The sequence below is a fragment of the Oricola sp. genome (genome assembly GCF_022763245.1).
Lineage (GTDB): Bacteria > Pseudomonadota > Alphaproteobacteria > Rhizobiales > Rhizobiaceae > Oricola.
In genome coordinates this window covers 111,556-127,826 of record NZ_JALEGV010000032.1, presented here as the reverse complement: position 1 = coordinate 127,826, position 16,271 = coordinate 111,556, and the positions used below count along the sequence as shown (strand labels likewise).

General features: G+C 64.8%; 11 protein-coding genes and 2 tRNA genes. 6 read left to right on the top strand and 7 right to left on the bottom strand.

Annotation, left to right across the window (positions count from 1 at the left end):
* Positions 1 to 6: 6 nt before the first annotated feature.
* Together MRY80_RS14340 and MRY80_RS14335 are read right to left on the bottom strand one after the other, a co-directional pair.
* A tRNA-Leu gene (locus MRY80_RS14340) sits at positions 7 to 83 on the bottom strand.
* Position 84: 1 nt separating this feature from the next.
* Positions 85 to 161: transfer RNA gene (locus MRY80_RS14335), tRNA-Leu, on the bottom strand.
* 304 nt (positions 162 to 465) lie between these two features.
* Between MRY80_RS14335 and MRY80_RS14330 the strand changes: the two genes are divergently transcribed.
* Positions 466 to 2,502 (top strand): ASKHA domain-containing protein, encoded by a 2,037-nt coding sequence (locus MRY80_RS14330; protein WP_293291711.1) that lies wholly within the window; start codon positions 466 to 468, stop codon positions 2,500 to 2,502.
* Positions 2,503 to 2,907: 405 nt separating this feature from the next.
* Positions 2,908 to 3,906, top strand: coding sequence for a GlxA family transcriptional regulator (locus MRY80_RS14325; protein WP_293291710.1), 999 nt, complete (start codon positions 2,908 to 2,910; stop codon positions 3,904 to 3,906).
* Between the two features lie 12 nt (positions 3,907 to 3,918).
* On the opposite strand, the gene MRY80_RS14320 is transcribed toward MRY80_RS14325, so the two are convergent.
* The 5 genes from MRY80_RS14320 to MRY80_RS14300 form a co-directional block, all read right to left on the bottom strand.
* Positions 3,919 to 4,707, bottom strand: a complete 789-nt coding sequence (locus MRY80_RS14320) for a DUF1194 domain-containing protein (protein ID WP_293291709.1) — start codon at positions 4,705 to 4,707, stop codon at positions 3,919 to 3,921.
* Between the two features lie 109 nt (positions 4,708 to 4,816).
* Positions 4,817 to 5,443 (bottom strand): hypothetical protein, encoded by a 627-nt coding sequence (locus tag MRY80_RS14315; RefSeq protein ID WP_293291708.1) that lies wholly within the window; start codon positions 5,441 to 5,443, stop codon positions 4,817 to 4,819.
* A 123-nt stretch (positions 5,444 to 5,566) separates the two neighbouring features.
* The gene (locus MRY80_RS14310; protein WP_293291707.1) at positions 5,567 to 8,128 is read right to left on the bottom strand and encodes an FAD-dependent oxidoreductase; all 2,562 of its coding nucleotides are present in this window, start codon (positions 8,126 to 8,128) and stop codon (positions 5,567 to 5,569) included.
* Positions 8,129 to 8,283: 155 nt separating this feature from the next.
* The gene (locus tag MRY80_RS14305; protein WP_346433401.1) at positions 8,284 to 8,511 is read right to left on the bottom strand and encodes a hypothetical protein; all 228 of its coding nucleotides are present in this window, start codon (positions 8,509 to 8,511) and stop codon (positions 8,284 to 8,286) included.
* A 146-nt stretch (positions 8,512 to 8,657) separates the two neighbouring features.
* A complete protein-coding gene (locus MRY80_RS14300) occupies positions 8,658 to 11,042 on the bottom strand; it encodes a mechanosensitive ion channel domain-containing protein (protein ID WP_293291705.1) in 2,385 nt (794 codons plus the stop codon).
* A 179-nt stretch (positions 11,043 to 11,221) separates the two neighbouring features.
* Here MRY80_RS14300 and MRY80_RS14295 point away from each other — a divergent pair, with 179 nt between their 5' ends.
* The 4 genes from MRY80_RS14295 to MRY80_RS14280 are packed head-to-tail and all read left to right on the top strand — an operon-like array spanning position 11,222 to position 16,263.
* On the top strand, positions 11,222 to 12,481 hold the full coding sequence (locus MRY80_RS14295) for a sarcosine oxidase subunit beta family protein (RefSeq protein ID WP_293291704.1): 1,260 nt from the start codon (positions 11,222 to 11,224) through the stop codon (positions 12,479 to 12,481).
* Between the two features lie 8 nt (positions 12,482 to 12,489).
* The gene (locus MRY80_RS14290; RefSeq protein ID WP_293291703.1) at positions 12,490 to 12,768 is read left to right on the top strand and encodes a sarcosine oxidase subunit delta; all 279 of its coding nucleotides are present in this window, start codon (positions 12,490 to 12,492) and stop codon (positions 12,766 to 12,768) included.
* Positions 12,765 to 15,644, top strand: a complete 2,880-nt coding sequence (locus tag MRY80_RS14285) for a 2Fe-2S iron-sulfur cluster-binding protein (RefSeq protein WP_293291702.1) — start codon at positions 12,765 to 12,767, stop codon at positions 15,642 to 15,644. Before MRY80_RS14290 ends, MRY80_RS14285 begins: the two co-directional genes overlap by 4 nt.
* Positions 15,637 to 16,263, top strand: coding sequence for a sarcosine oxidase subunit gamma family protein (locus tag MRY80_RS14280; protein WP_293291701.1), 627 nt, complete (start codon positions 15,637 to 15,639; stop codon positions 16,261 to 16,263). Before MRY80_RS14285 ends, MRY80_RS14280 begins: the two co-directional genes overlap by 8 nt.
* Positions 16,264 to 16,271: the final 8 nt, after the last annotated feature.

Here is a 16,271-nt window from a genome sequence, read left to right as displayed (position 1 = left end):
GGAAACTGGTCGGAGGGACGGGATTCGAACCCGCACTGGACGCCGTCTGAGGACGTGGCCTCTACCATTTGGGCTACCCTCCGATGGTGCGAGCGGTGGGATTCGAACCCACACTGACTGCATTCTTAGTGCAGTGCCTCTTCCGATTGGGCTACGCTCGCTGGGATCTGGTGCGGGTGATGAAGCGCGAACCCGTGCCGAGCGCACTTCAGGTCCGTTGCCTCGGCCGGGTCGGGCTATACCCGCGTCGATCGCGGGAGAAATTGTCTTGGAAAATGAAGACGCAGAAAAACCCGCTCGCCGCTATGCGAGCAGGGATAGTCGCTCCGAAGAGACTGCAACCATGGAAACAAAGGTCTTCATGGGCGGCTCTATGACCGAGACGATTCCGCATGTCAACACCGCACGCGGACGACAAGTCCCGGGTCTTGCGACCAGGCTGACGGTTGCCGGAAGACGCCAGAGATGACCGACCCCCTCATCCTCTTCATGCCCTCGGGCAAGCGCGGACGCTTTCCGGTCGGCACGCCCGTGCTCGACGCGGCCCGCCAGCTCGGCGTCTATGTCGAGAGCGTGTGCGGCGGTCGCGGCATTTGCGGCCGTTGCCAGGTCGAGGTGCAGGAGGGCCAGTTCGCCAAGCACGGCATCACGTCCGCCGAGGACCATCTCTCGCCCTTCGGGCCGAAGGAACAGCGCTACGCCGAGAAACGCGAGCTGAAGCCCGGTCGCCGCCTCTCCTGCTCGGCGACCGTTCAGGGCGATCTCGTCATCGACGTGCCCCAGGATGTCCAGATCAACGCGCAGATCGTCCGCAAGGCGGCCGACACCCGCGTCTTCGCGCGCAAGCCCGCCGTCCAGCTCTGCTATGTCGAGGTCGAGGAACCCGACATGCACAAGCCGCTCGGCGATCTCGACCGGCTGAAGGCGGCGCTGGATCGGGACTGGGGCTATGCCGACATTCTCGTCGATCACCACCTCCTGGCCCAGACGCAAGCGATCCTTCGCAAGGGGCAATGGGCCGTCACCGCGGCGATCCACAAGGACGCGGAGACGGGCCAGGCCAGCATGATCGCGCTGTGGCCCGGCCTGCACAACGAGGCTTGGGGGCTCGCCTGCGACATCGGCTCGACCACCATCGCGATGCATCTGGCCTCGCTCCTCTCCGGCCAGGTGATCGCGTCCTCCGGCGCGTCCAACCCGCAGATCCGCTTCGGCGAGGACCTGATGAGCCGCGTCTCCTACGTGATGATGAACCCGGACGGGCGCGAGGCGATGACGAAGGCCGTGCGCGAGGCCGTCGACGGGCTCATCGGCAAGGTCTGCGACGAATCCGGCGCCGATCGCAACGACATCCTCGACGCAGTCTTCGTCGGCAACCCGATCATGCATCACCTGTTCCTCGGCATCGACCCGACCGAACTCGGCGGCGCGCCGTTCGCGTTGGCGGTCTCAGGAGCCGTGCACAGCCGTGCCGGCGATCTCGGCCTGAGCGCCAATCCCGGCTGCCGGGTCTATGTGCTGCCCTGTATCGCCGGCCATGTCGGCGCGGACGCCGCCGCCGCGACGCTCGCCGAAGGTCCGCACCGCCAGGACGAGATGATGCTGCTCGTCGATGTGGGCACCAATGCCGAGATCGTGCTTGGCAGTTCGGCGCGCGTCGTTGCCGCCTCTTCGCCCACCGGTCCCGCCTTCGAGGGCGCGGAAATCTCCGCCGGCCAGCGCGCCGCGCCGGGTGCGATCGAGCGCGTGCGCATCGACCCCGAGACGCTGGAGCCGCGCTTCCGCGTGATCGGCTCGGAGCTCTGGTCCGATGAGAGCGGATTCGCGGAAGCAACTGAAAAGACAGGCATCACGGGCATCTGCGGATCGGGCATCATCGAGGTCGTCGCCGAGATGTTCCTGGCCGGTGTCATCTCCGAGGACGGTGTGGTCGACGGATCGCTTGCGGCGAAATCTCCGCGCATCGTCGCCAATGGCCGCACCTTCTCCTATGTGCTGCATGACGGCGACCCGATGATCACCGTCACCCAGAACGACATCCGTGCCATCCAGCTCGCCAAGGCCGCGCTCTATGCCGGCATCAAGCTTCTGATGGACAAGCTCGGCGTCGAGCATGTCGACGCGATCCGCTTCGCCGGCGCCTTCGGCTCCTTCATCGATCCGAAATACGCGATGGTGCTCGGCCTCATCCCCGATTGCGACCTGTCCAAGGTCTCCGCCGTCGGCAACGCGGCAGGCACCGGAGCCCGCATGGCGCTCATCAACCGCGACTATCGCCGCGAGGTCGAGGAAACCGTGCGCAGGATCGAGAAGATCGAAACGGCGCTGGAAGCCAAGTTCCAGGACCATTTCGTCGCCGCCATGGCCCTGCCGAACAAGATCGATCCCTTCCCCGAACTGGCGAAGGCCGTCACCCTGCCGGCGAGAAAGACCCCGCCCGCCAGCGACGACGCTCGAGGCGGACGCCGCAGGCGTGAAGGCGGACGACGCGCACGCGGCTGATCCGGTGGCCCTTGCACACCCGACGTCGCAAAATGGCCAGCGCCCTTCGCAACGCAGACTGTGCCGGCAAGCCGGCAAGCGCATATGCGCGAGTTCGAGCTGCCCATGAGGGAGCGTTGTCGCGGTTGCTTCCAATCCTCCTCGAAACGCTTTTGTAATAGCTGGCCGTTCCATGCCATGCGGCGCCTCCAACATGCCGCTGGAACGTCCCAGGCGCGAATTGGCTGCTCCGTGTAACGCCTTTGCATGGAGTGACTGATGCCTGCCGATCCGATCGTATTTCCACCCCGCCCACACGCCTCTGCCGCTGCGACAGTTGCTATTGACCGCAATGCGCAGGGCTGTTTTTCTGTCGTGAAAACGACATCGCGCGATGCGTCACGCGACCAGATCAAGAGTGGCACAATGATGAACGCGACGGCGCCGCAGAAGACGGTTGTTTTCTACCTCCAGCCCGAATTCACCATGCTCGCCTTCTCGGCGGCGATCGAACCGCTGCGCGGCGCCAACCGTGTGCTGGGCTACGACGCCTACAAATGGCGCCTCGCCAGCAGGACCGGCGAACCCGTCACGGCATCGAACGGCGTCGAGGTGAAGGTCGAGACCTCCATCGAAGAAGAGCGCAAGCTGATGCTCGGGCAGCATCGCCCGTCCATCGTCTTCGTCTGCGGCGGCCTGAACATCGAGCGCTATCAGTCCAAATCGCTGTCGGCCTGGCTGCGCGAGGAATACAATCGCGGCGTCAAGATTGCGTCGCTGTGCACCGCCGCCCACACGCTCGGCGCGGCCGGCCTTCTCAACAACAAGCGTTGCGCCATCCACTGGGAAGACCTCCCCGGCTTCCAGGAGTCCTTTCCGCAGGTCAGCGTCTTCTCAGACCTGTTCGAGGTCGATGGCAACATCTACACCTGCGCCGGCGGCACCGCCGCCCTCGACATGATGCTCTCCATCATCAGCAGTGATTTCGACGACGGCACGGTCAACCGCATCTGCGAACTCGTGCTGACCGACCGGGTGCGCAACCCGACCGACCGCCAGCGCCTGCCCTTGCGCGCGCGCCTCGGCGTGCAGAACCCCAAGGTCCTCACCATCATCGAACTGATGGAGGCCAATCTGTCGGAGCCCCTGTCGCTGGTGGAGATCGCCGACCATGTCGGCCTGTCGCGCCGCCAGATCGAACGCCTCTTCCGCCAGGAAATGGGCCGCTCTCCCGCACGCTATTACCTGGAGATCCGGCTCGACCGCGCCCGCCACCTGCTGATCCAGTCGTCCATGCCGGTGGTCGAGGTGGCCATCGCCTGCGGCTTCGTCTCCGCGTCGCATTTCTCCAAATGCTACCGCGAGATCTATGCCAAGTCGCCTCAGCAGGAACGCGCCGACCGCAAGCAGCTGATGGTCGCCTGACCGGCGGCCACGTCACCGGTCGAAATCGTCGAATTGCCAGCCGCGTTGCTGCCAGATCTTCTCGCCGATCAGGCAGTCGTAAGGCTCCTCCAGCAGGAACTGCGCGGGGACCACGCGCGGTTCCCAATCCGCCATCCGCCCGATCTCCATCACCAGCTTGCGCCGCACGGCCTCGGCGAACTGGTCCCAGTCATTGACCGGCACCATGAACGCGCCGGGGCCGCCGATGACGCATTTGGTGTAATAGCGGTCCAGATCGTCGATGTGGAATTGCTGGCCTGAGCCGCCCCGCGTCATCATCGGCAGGCCGTTGATCGTGATGCCTTTCGAAATCGCCGCGTCGCGTGCCTCTGCGACGGGAATGCCCTGGTTGTTCGGCCCGTCGCCCGAGACGTCGATCACCCGCCGGTCGGCCTCGAACGGCACGACCTCCAGCAAGCCGGCGGCATGGCCGATCGCGCCTGAAATCGAGGTTCGGCGTTGTCCGATACTGTGCGAGGCGAGCAGCACTTCGGCGACGGCATTCGCATCCGCCTGGCTTTCGATGACGGTCCATCCGACGATCTCACGCGCATGGCTGTCATTGGCCCATTCGAAGAGCGTCACCGCGATCCGCCGATAAGCCCCCTGCCCGATCGCTCGCACCACCTCCGGACTGGCGATCGCTGCCGCATAGCCCTCGCGCTGAATGCGCAATTCATCGATCGACATGGATCGCGAAACATCGACTGCGAGCACGAGGGCCACATCGACGCGCTCCTGCGCCTTTGCCGGCGCGAAAAGGGTGAGAGACGCGATCAAAGCGCCCAACACCGCCAAGGGTGAACCGGCTTTTCGCATGAACCGATGATACGCGAAAAGACGGCACCGACCATGCGGCGCACGACCACATCACGAAAATGTCAGCGGATCAGAAGCGGCCGGCCCGAATGTGATTGCGCACGCGCTGGGCCTGCATCCACATCCGGATCGCAAGCGTCTGACGCACATGCGGCGGTCCCGAAACGGAGTATTCGACAAGGCCGGCCTCCGCCAGCTCACCCATCCAGGCGGCTTCGGCAGACCAATTGTGCAGCCGATCGCCCTGATGGGAAAAGCCGAAGAGCGTCACCTTGGCATCGCTCTCGTCCAGCACATAGCGCAAGATCCGCGCTCCCACCGAGGGAACGACCTCCGCGCCATCTGCAGCAAATCGCTGCAGTTCCTCGGCAAGACGGTCCACACGATCGCCTCCGGCGAAGACCAGCCTCCGTCCGTCGCGTTCGTCCTCAGTCGGAGGGCTGAACGAGAGCCAGATCTCCTTGGCCTGCCTGAGAGCGAGCGGATTGATGGGTCGGCCGTCACGGGAAAGGTCATGGCTCCAGATCCGCCCGTTCACCGCCAGGCAATCTGTCCTCCTGCCAGCGACCCCGCATAGGCCCGCATGGTTCATGCGCACCACCAGATCCGCGTCGTCGATCTTGCCTGCCGCAGCAACCGAGACCGGTCCGTTACCGACGACCGCGATCGTTTTGGCTGTCGATAGAAGAAGGGACACCTGTGAAACCCTAAGACTTCGCCAGGCCGAAATATGGCATGGCGGGCCATCGGCGGCAATGAAGCCGCCGGACTGCCCCGAAAACGACCGAGCCAGGCACGCTTTCCGTCACGTGTGGAGGAACTAGCTCCTCGGCTTCAGGTTCTCCGGATCGTAGAGCGGTGCATAGCCGACACCGGCCACTTCGACCGGATAGGTCTCGGCGAAATACTCGACGTTCAACCTGCGCCCCACCTGGCAATACGACCATGGCAGATAGGCCAGCGCGATGTTCTTGCCGATCGTCGGCCCGAAAGCGACGGAGGTCGTGTAGGAAATCCGACCGAGGTCGTCGACAAGCGTCTTGCCCGTCTCCGGATCGATCACCGGCATGGCGCCGACCGGATAGCGCTTCACCCCGCTGGCATCCGTATTGTCGGTCATCACGAGCGTGCACAGCATCGCGGGCTGGTTCTCGCGCGCACGGTATTCCAGGTGCTTCTCCTTGCCCCGGAAATCGGCTTCCTTGACCTTCGGGCGCGCCAGGTCGGCTTCGTAGAGATTGTACTCGGTCAGGAGATCGGCATTCTGCAGCCGCAGGCTCTTCTCCATGCGACGCGAGTTCGCGTATGTCTCGACGCCGAAGGCCATGACACCGGTCTCGCGCAGAGCGTCCCAGACAGCCAGTCCGTCCTCATATTTCATGTGCAATTCCCAGCCCTGCTCTCCGACATAGGAAAGCCGGAAGGCGGTGACGTCCTTGCCTGCGATCTCGATCGGCTTGATCGCGGCGAAGGGGAAGTTTTCAGGGTCGAGTCCCGCCGGATCGGCGACCACCTTCTTCAGCGTCTCGCGGGCATTCGGCCCCCAGATGCCCATGGTGATGTATGTCTCGGTCACGTCAGTGATCGTCACGTCGAAGCCCTTGTCCTCGGCGACGCGCTTCACATAGGTCAGATCCCGCGGTCCGGCATCCGCCCCGTCGACCACGCGGCAACGGTCCGCCATCCGGATCACGGTCAGGTCGGCGCGCACCATGCCCTCGTCGTCGAGGAAATGGGTGTAGATGCCCTTGCCGATATTGTTGTCGCCGCCAATCTTCGCAGCGCACAGCCATTCCATCAGCGCGACGTGATCGGGGCCTTCCACGTCGAACATGTAGAAGTGGGAGAGGTTGACGATGCCGCAATCCTCGCTCATCGCCAGATGCTCGGCATTCGACACGCGCCAGAAATGGCGGCTGTCCCACTCGTTCTCGCGGACCGGAACCCGGTCGCCATATTTCTCAAGCAGATGCTCGTTGGCGGCATAGCCGTGCGCGCGCTCCCAGCCGCCGAGCTCCATGAAGTAACCGCCAAGCTCCTTCTCGCGCTCATGGAAGGGCGACCGCTTGATGCCGCGGCTCGTCGCATAGGGTTCGCGCGGATGCACCGCCGGGAAATAGATCTTCTGCGCCGCCTCATAGCAGCGGTTCTCGATGAACTCTTCGGTCAGCTGATGCGGATAGAAGCGCGAATAATCGATGCCGGCATGGTCGATCTCGGTTCGCCCGTCCGTCATCCAGTCTGCGATCAGCTTGCCGTAGCCGGGGCCGTCCTTGACCCAGATGGCGACGCAGTACCACAGGCCGCGCACCTTCTGGCTCTCGCCGCAGGAGGGCCCGCCCGCAGCCGAGACCTGCAGCAGGCCGTTGAAGGAATGGCCTTCATTGTAGCCGAGCTCGCCGAGAATCGGCGTCAGCTCCATCGCGCGCTCGAGAGGCTCGATGATCTGTTCCATGTCCAGATCGCGCTGAGACGGCGAAAGCCGCGCCTCGTGCTTTTCAAGGATGTCGCGCGGATGGCAGAGACGCGGATTGTCGGTCTCGTAATAGCCCCACTCGATCTGGCCGCCCTCGGTGGTCTTCGGATCGCCCGTGTCGCGCATATAGGCGGAGTTGCCCTGGTCGCGCATGAGCGGGAAACCGATCTCTTTGCCGGTGCCCTCGAATTCGTCATAGGGCCCGAAGAACGTCAGCGGGTGGTCGACCGGCATCACCGGCAGGTCCTCGCCCACCATCTCGGCGATCAGACGGCCCCACAGGCCGGCGCAGACGACCACGTGATCGGCCATGATCGTGCCGCGATGGGTGACGACGCCCTTGATACGGCCGTTTTCGACGATCAGGGATTGTGCCGGCGTGTTGCCGAAGACCTTCAGCTTGCCGGTCTTCTCGGCGGCGTCGACCAGCTTTCCGGCGACGGTCTGGGAGCGCGGAACGACGAGGCCGGCGTCGGGATCGAACATGCCCCCTTGCACCATGTCCTCCTCGATCAGCGGGAACATCTCCTTGATCTCGGCGGGCGTCACCAGCCGTACATTGGTGCCGAAGGCCTTGCCGGAGGTGACCTTGCGCTTGATCTCCTCCATCCAGGTGTCGTCGCCCGTGCGCGCGACTTCCAGCCCGCCGATGCGGGCGTAGTGGCCCATCTTCTCGAAGAAATCGATCGAGTACTGCGTGGTCCAGACCGACATGTGGTCGTGGCTGGTCGTGTAGCAGAAGTCCGAGGCGTGCGCCGTCGAGCCGATGTCGGTCGGGACGCCCGACTTGTCGATGCCGACAATGTCGTCCCATCCCCGCTCGATCAGGTGATGGGCGACCGATGCGCCGACGATACCGCCAAGGCCGATGATGACGACCTTCGCCTTTTCCGGAAATTGTGCCATTGCCCGCCGCTCCGAACTGGATTTGCGCGCAGACTATAGGGCCGGCGGGGGCCGCAGGCGCAGCCTGATTGCGACATCCCCAAAGCGGCGCGCGACCAGTGCGGCCGTAAGCGGCGAAATGCCCGCCCTTCGAAGAGGCCGGGCACACGGACCGGCTATTGCTTGATCACCGGCGATCCGTTGACGATGTCGACCGCTTCGGCGCCGCCAAGCACCCTGCGGTCGCCGCTCGGCAGCGTCAGGAAACAGCCGTCATTGCACAAGGTGACAGTTTCACCCGCCTGAATGGCTAGCTCTCTCTTGACGCCGCCCTCGGTGACGATGATCGTCTGGCTCTCGGCATCCGTGTTGGTCAGGGATGCGGCGCCAGCCGTCGAACACACCGCCAATGCTGCGGCGGCAACCAGCGGACCTCTTTTTATCGAACGACGCCACATAGGCATCGCCTCCTTTCTTTCTTCGGGCAAGCCCGTAACTTGTCCCTTATATAGGAGTTGCGTCCTGAACCGAAACTGAACGGGCACAGGCCCTATTCATTCCGGCCCGTCTGCGCATCCGGCCCCATCGAACCGAGGTCCAGCGCGACCGCCACATCCTTCTTGTCGTCTTCGCGCACGACGCGCAGATGCAGGTCGCGCTGCGGGAACGGGATCTCGATCCGCGCCTCCCGGAACCGCTCGAGGATGGCGAAGCGGATGTCGGTGCCGACTGTCAGGACATTGCCGATATCGGCCAGGTAGACGCGCAGGTCGAAGTCGAGCGACGAATCGCCAAAATTCAGGAACGCGATGTAGGGCTCGGGATTGCTGAGCACCAGCGGATGCTCCCGCGCGATGTCGAGCAAGATGTCGCGCACTTGGTTCGGATCCGATTCATAGGCCACGCCCACGGGAATCTCGACACGCCCGAGCGTGTTGCGATGCGTCCAGTTGCCGACCGCCGAATTGATCAGTTCCGAGTTCGGCAGGATGACGGATTTGTGCTGGAACGTCTCGATTTCCGTCGCGCGCACATTGATCGACTTCACCGTGCCGCTGACGCCGCCCGCCTCGATCCAGTCCCCCACCTTGAACGGCCGCTCGGCCAGGAGGATCAGGCCCGACACGAAGTTGGAGACGATGTTCTGCAGGCCGAAACCGATGCCGAGCGACAAGGCGCCCGCCACCAGGGCCAGTTGCGACAGGTCGATCCCGGCAGCGGCCACGCCGATCAACGCGGCGATCGTCACACCGACATAGCCGAACGCCGTCTTGACGGAGTTGCGGACGCCGGTGTCCATGCGGCTGCGCGTCAGCACGTCGCGGTCGAGCCAGCGCTGCAGCACCTTGGTCAGCCAGTATCCGACGATGAAGATGAGGACGCCCGCGATGATGCCGGTGATCGAGATCGACAGCGATCCGATCGAGAATTCATTGACCGCGGACAGGATCCAGCCGCGGATGTCGGCCCACTGGAAACCCCAGAGCAGCAGCAGGACCGGCACGCCGATGACCGCGAGCGCGATCGTCAGCAAGATGCCGGCCACCAGGCCCAGTTGGTCGATCCGCGTGTCGGACATTTCGAACGTCCGCCGCAGCCAGGCGCCGAAGCGGGAGTCCACCAGCGCGCTCTCGCGCGACAGCGCATGCGCGGCCAGGTAGCCGAGATAGATCGTCGAGGCGACGGCGCCGGTGACGACGATCTGCCGCGAGCCGAATTCGGCGAACCCGATGAAGCCGGCGGAGACAGCGAGGATCAGCACGATGCCCGTCGCCCGCAATAGCAGGCGGATGACGCCCGGCCATGGCTGGTCCGCCTCGCCCTCGCCGCCCGCGAAGGGCCGCACGGCGGAGATCGCCAGCAGGAGAAGCCCGGTCAGCGTGCTGCTCACGAGGCTCGTCGCCACGGTGATCGGCAGGGATTCGCCCACCACATGCAGGATTTGCGTGATGACCTCGTTGAAGACGGTCGTGATCGCCATGACGACCACGAGGAATTTCAGAATGCCCGCGGCATGATCCGTCACCGCCACCAGCCGCCACTGCGACAGCCGCGGCGCGAGAACGGCTTCGGCCAGCTGTGAAACGAGGACGATGACCGCGGTGCCGACGAACAGGCTCGCCAGGATCGCGCCGATGTCGCCGCGCAGGACCGAGAAGTAGCTGTAGGTCGCAAAGACCAGCGACAGGAACACCCAGACGCCGAGCGTCGGCAGAAGCGTGCCGAGAAATCCGATGAGCAGGCGCGAGAAATAACCCGGCTCGACGGCCTCGGGATCGCGCCGGATGAGACGCCCGAGCAGACGGCGCGCGAACACCAGCACCATCACCGCAGCAGCAAGGGACAGCGCCGTGGCGGTCAGCATCTGGCCGCGCTTGTATTGCCAGACGAAATTGGCCCAGGACGTCACCTTGTCCGCGAGGTCCGAATATCGATCGCGCAAATCCGCGAGCAACTCGCCGGTGAAAGCCTTGGTGATGTCGTAGCGCCGGGACAGCGTCGTCGTGAACAATTCGCGCCTGGCTTCCGTGATCTGGTTGGCCAGCGTGTTGGCGGTCACCGACAACTCTTCCATCCGCCCGATCAGTTCATAGAGAAGCGACCGCTCTTCCAGAAGCGCGCTTCGCTGCTCCTGCAGCACCGACGGTTCGGCCTGATCGTCGGCAGACGTGCCGATCTGGTCGAGCCTGGCGCTGATCTCGGTCAGACGCGGCGACAGTTTCACCCCGGCTGCGATCAGCCCCTCTTCGACAGCGTGAACCCGGCTGGAAAGGTCGGCCAGGGCGCCGTCGTCCTGTCGGGCCCCGTCAAAGGCCTGCGAAATCACGCCGAGCTCGCGCTCGAAGCCCTGAACGGCCGTGCTGGTTTCTTCCGCAACCTGCGCGGCCGCGGGCCATGCCCCAAGCAGGATGACGAACGCGACAAGGATGCTCACAAGGTGTCTCATCGCGCGGCTGATATCACAGTTTCCTGATACGCGAACAGACTGGACCGCCATGCCGCGAACACTTGCAGACGGACCCCATGACTCAAAAATGTTGTAAAAAATTCCAATGCGCGCCAAAGCCTTGCAGGCTAGATTGATCGCCGACAGCGAGAGGGACGACGGCAAGCATGGCGGAATACTCTGCCTGGCAGGTACTCAGACACGCCTTGACCGGCAATACGGGCTGGAAACCGGCGTGGCGCAAGCCCGAGCCGAAGCCGCGATACGACGTCATCGTCATCGGTGGCGGCGGTCATGGCTTGTCGACAGCCTATTACCTCGCGAAGAATCACGGCATCACCAATGTCGCGGTGTGCGAAAAAGGGTGGCTCGGTTCCGGCAATATCGGCCGCAACACCACCATCGTGCGCTCCAACTATCTTCTGGAAGGCAACACGCCCTTCTACGAACACTCGATGAAGCTGTGGGAATCCCTCAGCCACGAGCTCAACTACAACGTCATGTTCTCCCAGCGCGGCATCATCAATCTGTGCCACAGCCCGGCGCAGATGGACGACGCAGCGCGGCGCGGCAACGCGATGCGGCTGTTCGGCGTCGATGCGCGCATGGTCATGCCTGACGAACTGGCACGGCGCGTTCCAGGGCTCGACCTCTCAAGAACGGCGCGCTTTCCGATACTCGGCGGGCTGGAACAGCCCCGCGCCGGCACCGCCCGCCACGACGCCGTCGCCTGGGGGTATGCCCGCGGCGCCGACCGGCGCGGCGTCGACATCCTGGAGAATTGCGAGGTCACAGGGTTCCTGCGCGACGGAGACACGGTCACCGGCGTGCAAACGACACGCGGCGAGATCCTGGCCGACAAGGTGGCCGTCTGCGTCGCCGGCTCGACAGGGCGCGTCATGAAGCTCGCCGGCATCGACCGCCTGCCGATTGAAAGCCACGTCCTACAGGCCTTCGTCTCCGAATCGCTGAAACCGCTGATCGACACCGTCGTCACCTTCGGCGGCGGCCATCTCTACATCTCGCAGTCCGACAAGGGCGGCCTCGTCTTCGGCGGCGACATCGACGGCTACAACACCTACGCGCAGCGCGGAAACCTCCCGATCGTCGAGGATGTGATGGCCGAGACGGTCGCCCTCTTCCCGGCGCTCGCCCGGGTTCGCCTGCTGCGCTCCTGGGGCGGCATCATGGACATGTCGATGGACGGATCGCCGATCATCACGACGGGTCCGCTGCCCGGCATGTATCTCAATTGCGGCTGGTGCTATGGCGGGTTCAAGGCGACGCCGGCCTCCGGCTGGTGCTTTGCCCACACCATCGCGAAGGACGAGCCGCACCCGCTCAACGCGGCCTATTCGCTCGACCGCTTCCATCGCGGTTACGTCATCGACGAGAAGGGACAGGGCGCGACGCCCTGGAAGCACTAGGTCAAGCGATGATCATCACCTGCCCCCATTGCGGCCCGCGCGACCTCGCCGAATTCAGCTACAAGGGCGACGCCACTCGCACGCGCCCCGGCACCGCGTCAGGCGATCTGGCGCATTGGAACGCCTATGTCTATGAGCGCGAGAACCCCGCCGGTCAGCATCGCGAGTTCTGGCAACACACGGGCGGCTGCCGCAAGCATCTCATCGTGACCCGCGACACGCTCACCCATGCGATCTCGCATGTCGAATTCCCCCCCACCAAGGCGCCGAGGAGGTCGGGAGCGTGACCTCGCATCGCCTGACCTCCGGCGGCCGCATCGACCGGACGAAGACCGTCCGTTTCACCTTCGACGGCGTACGCTACAGCGGTTTTGCCGGCGACACGCTGGCGTCGGCCCTCCTCGCCAACGGGATTCGACTGCTCGGCCGATCCTTCAAGTATCACCGCCCGCGCGGGCTACTCGCCGCGGGCTACGAGGAGCCGAACGCACTCGTCACGGTGATCGAGCAGGGCGTGCGCGAGCCCAACATTCGCGCGACCGAACTGGAGGTCTTCGACGGCCTCGTTGCCCAAAGCCAGAACCGGTTTCCATCGCTCGGGCACGACCTGATGGCCGTCAACGGCCTTGCCGGAAAGACCTTCAGCGCCGGCTTCTACTACAAGACCTTCATGGGCCCCGCGATCGGCCCCCTGAAGGGGACGCGCTTCTGGAGGTTCTGCGAACATTTCATACGCCGCGCGGCGGGCCTCGGCTCGGCCGGCACGGTGCCCGATCCGGCGCGATACGAACGCATGAACGCCTTCTGCGACGTCCTCGTCGTCGGTTCCGGCCCGTCGGGACTCGAGGCTGCGCGCAAGGCCGTCGCCGAGGGCAAGAGCGTCATCCTCTGCGAAACCGAGGCGGCATTGGGCGGCACGGCCAACTGGTCGGGGCCGGATGCGGCAAGCTTCGCCGAGACCCTGATCTCCGGGCTCCGCGACAACCAGGATGTGCGCCTGCTCAACCGCACCACGGTCTGGGGCCGCTACGACGGCAACACGTTTGCGGCGCTCGAGCGCATTGCCGACCACAAGGCCAAGCCTGCGACCGGAGAGGCGCGCCATCGTCACTGGGTCATCCGTGCCGGCCATGTCGTTCTGGCGACCGGCGCTCTGGAACGCGCCATGGTGTTTCCGGGCAATGATCGGCCGGGCGTTATGCTCGCCAGCGCCGCGCTGCGCTTCGCCCGGTCCTATGGCGTTCTGATCGGCCGGCGCATCGTCGTCTTCGCCAACAACGACAGCGCCTACGAGACCGCCGCGATCCTGCACAGGCTCGGCGCCGAGATCCCCGCGATCATCGATCCGAGGCCGGTCGTCGGCGACTGGGCGCAATCGCTTGCCGACGAAGCCGGCGCGAAGACGCTTCCGGCCCATGCGATCGTCGGATCCGGCGGCGATCCGGAACTCGACTCGGTGCTGATGCAGCCATTCAACCTGGAAACCGGCAAGCTGTCAGGCCCAAAGCGCGGCTTTGCCTGCGACACTCTGCTGGTCTCCGGCGGGTGGTCGCCCGTGCTCCATTTGGCGTCGCAGGCCGGCACGAAGCCCGTCTGGAGCGACAAGCTGCAGGCCTTCCTGCCGCCGGAGGGCGACGATCATTGGCATGCGGTCGGCTCTTGCGCCGGAGAAGGCATCGAGCCGCCGGCGCCGGTCTTCGAAATCAAGGCGAAGGGCGACAAGGCGTTCGTCGATTTTCAGCACGACGTCACAGCCGACGACGTGCGCCTCGCCCATCGCGAGGGCTTCCAGTCCGTCGAGCACCTGAAGCGCTACACCACGCTCGGCATGGCGACCGACCAGGGCAAGACCGCCAACGTCCCCGGAATGGCGATCATGGCCGACGCGCTCGGCAAACCGATCCCCGACGTCGGCACCACGCGCTTCCGTCCGCCCTTCACCGGCGCGTCTCTCGGCGCCCTGGCGGCCGAGCGCTTCGCGGATCTGCGGCCCGAACGGCTGACGCCGATGCATCACTGGCACGAGGAACATGGCGCGGGCATGATGTCGGCCGGCCTCTGGATGCGGCCCGAAAGCTACAACCAGCCGGGCGAAACGGTGGAAGACGCCTATCTGCGCGAGGCGAGGATCGTGCGCCGCGGCGTCGGCATCGTCGACGTCTCGACGCTCGGCAAGATCGACATCAAGGGCCCCGACGCCGCCGAGTTCCTCAACCGGGTCTACACCAACAATTTCGCCAAGCTGGCCGTCGGCAAGGCGCGATACGGCCTGATGCTGCGCGAGGACGGCTTCGCCTTCGACGACGGCACCACATGGCGCCTCGCCAATTCGCACTACCTGATGACGACGACTACGGCCAATGCCGGCCCTGTCATGCAACATCTGGAGTATTTCCTGGACTGCATCTGGCCCGACCTCTCGGTGAACCTGACGTCGGTCACGGACCAGTGGGCCGGCGCGGCGGTCGCCGGGCCGAAAAGCCGTGAAGTGCTTGCCGCCTGCGTCACGGGCACTGCCGTCGACAACGAGGTCTTGCCCCTGATGGGAATCGTGCATGGAAAGATCAACGGCATTCCGGTGATGATCTGCCGGCTGTCCTTCTCCGGCGAACGCGCCTACGAGATCTATTGCGGCGCGCATCACGGACAGGCCGTCTGGAACGCGCTGATCGAGGCAGGCCAGCCGCACGGCATCCAGCCCTACGGGCTTGAAGCGCTCGGCGCGCTGCGCATCGAAAAGGGCCATGTCACCGGCGCGGAGATCGACGGCCGCACCACCGCGCACGACCTGCATCTCGACTGGATGCTGTCGAAGAAAACCCCCTTCATCGGTTCGGTCATGCTCACCCGCGAAGGGTTGACCGATCCCGACCGCTGGTCACTGGTCGGCGTCATTTCCTCGTCCGGCGAGAAGCTGCGCGGCGGCAGCCACATCGTCGAAGGCACCAAGGACGCACCGGGCCGCAGTCTCGGCCACATCACGGCCACCTGCCTCTCGCCGCTCTACGGCAAGCACATCGGGCTGGCCCTCGTCGAAAACGGAAACACGCGGATCGGCACGCGCGCCTTTGCCACTGACCCGGTGCGCTCGGAGACGCATGTCCCCGTCGAATTCGTCAGTCACCATTTCTACGACCCCAAGGGAGTGAAGATGAATGGCTGACCGCCGCAGCTTCGTCGCCGATCCGGTGATCGCCGCGCATGCGGCCTCCCCGCTACAGGGCCTCAAGCGCCCGGGCGAGTTCGGGGCGCTGACCGATGACGGACCCGGCGTCTTCCTGACGGAGAGAACCGGCCTGTCGATCGGTGAAGTTGCGTCGTGGAAGGATAGTGAAGGCAAATGCCGCGTCGCCATTCGCGCGGTCGCCGGCGTCATGCTCAACGTCGCGCCGGGCAGCGGTACTGCAAAACTGGAGATCAACGTCTTCAACTTCGCCCCGGGCCGCTGGCTCGTGGCGGGGACGAAACCGGATCTGGTCGCTCAACTCGCCGGTTCCGTCGGCGAGGACGGAAGCGTCACCGATCTCAGCCACGGCCGCGTCGTCATCCGCATCGACGGCCCGAAGAGCCGCTGGGTGCTCTCCAAGTTGTTCGCCATCAACTTCGCCAACACCGCTTTTGCAAGGGGCCAAGGCTTGGCCACCATGCATCATGACATCACCGCGCTTGTCCAACGCGTCGGCGAAGATGCGTTCGACATTCATGTCTTCCGCTCCTTCGCCCGATCTTTCTGGAGCCTTTTGCGCCGCTCCTCCGAAGAGGTCGGCTACCGGATCGATTGACCCGGAAC